2 protein-coding genes are annotated in these 1,160 nt (G+C 69.4%); both read right to left on the bottom strand.

The window, feature by feature from the left end; genetic code table 11:
• Positions 1-178: glycosyltransferase family 2 protein (locus tag CTZ28_RS46280; protein ID WP_121895948.1), on the bottom strand; the 178-nt coding region annotated here is incomplete at its 3' end.
• 386 nt (positions 179-564) lie between these two features.
• Positions 565-1,160, bottom strand: a 596-nt coding sequence (locus tag CTZ28_RS46285; RefSeq protein WP_147481313.1) for a DUF11 domain-containing protein, incomplete at its 5' end; no start/stop codon positions are given.

The following is a 1,160-nucleotide window of genomic DNA, read 5'->3' on the forward strand; positions in this document are numbered from 1 at the left end:
TGACGCGCGGGTCGCGGGCCGCGTACTCGTCGAGGATCGCACCGCAGCCGTCCGGCGAGCAGTCGTCCACCGCGATCACCTCGAAGTCGGCGTACGACTGCTCCAGGACCGAGTCGAGACACTCGCGTAGATAACCCTGGACCTTGAAGACGGGCACGATGACACTGAAGCGGGGCATCTGTTCTTCCTGTAGTGGTACCGCTGTTCGGCCCGGATGGGCCGGGGGCTTGCGAACCCGGGCTGAGAACGATCTTCCGCGGCTGTCGGTGACGGCCGAAGGCGCCTCCGTCGCGACACCTCCGCGCCCGAGGCGTTCGGCCCGCAGGGCCGGCCCCACCGACCACTGGGCCCGCGCGATGTCCGCACGGGCCCAGCAGGATGGCCATCACGACGACCCCAGCTCGGAACGCCTCGCTCGTGTCCGTCACGATCACGAAGCCCCGGGACGTCCCCTCCACGTCCCGACACTGTGGGCGCGGGCCCCCGGGCGCCAGGGGAAGCCGTACGGCTTCGCTCCGGTGCCCGAGGGCCCTGTATCCCTTGGTGGTGTTGCTCAGGCGGTTGTCACACCGCCGTCGCCGAGGTGTTGCCGCGGCGGCGGCGGATCAGGAGGAAGCCGCCGAGGGCGGCCACGGCGGCCGCGCCACCGATGGCCGGGTCGATGACCGGGACCGGGGGAACCTCGGTCGGCACGCAGGAGTTGTTGTTGTCCATGTTGGGGTCGGGCTCCGTACCCTCGACCTTGACGCAGTTCTTCAGCGTGACGGTCTGCTCGGGGATCGGCGCGTTGGCGCGGACGGTGATGGTGTGGCTCTCACCGACGGCCAGCGGACCACCGGAGCAGGTCAGGGTGCCGGCGGCGATACCGCAGTCGGCGTTGGAGGTACGGGCGTTGGTGACCCCGTCGGGCAGCGGGTCGGTGACCGTCCAGCGGGTCGCGGTGTTCGGCCCGTTGTTGGTGACGATGATCTGGTACTCGATGTCCTCACCCGGACCGACCTTCGCCGGACCGATCTTGATCACGGACAGGTCCGCCTGCGGGTTGGTGAACCCGAAGTCGGCACCGTGATCGTTCTGACCCGCACCCTTCGGGGTGACCTCGACGGCCGGGAACGGGTTGCCCGACGTCTCACCACTGGAGTCGACCTGGTCGTTGTCAC

Source organism: Streptomyces shenzhenensis, assembly GCF_003688995.1.
Classification (GTDB): Bacteria; Actinomycetota; Actinomycetes; order Streptomycetales; family Streptomycetaceae; genus Streptomyces; species Streptomyces shenzhenensis_A.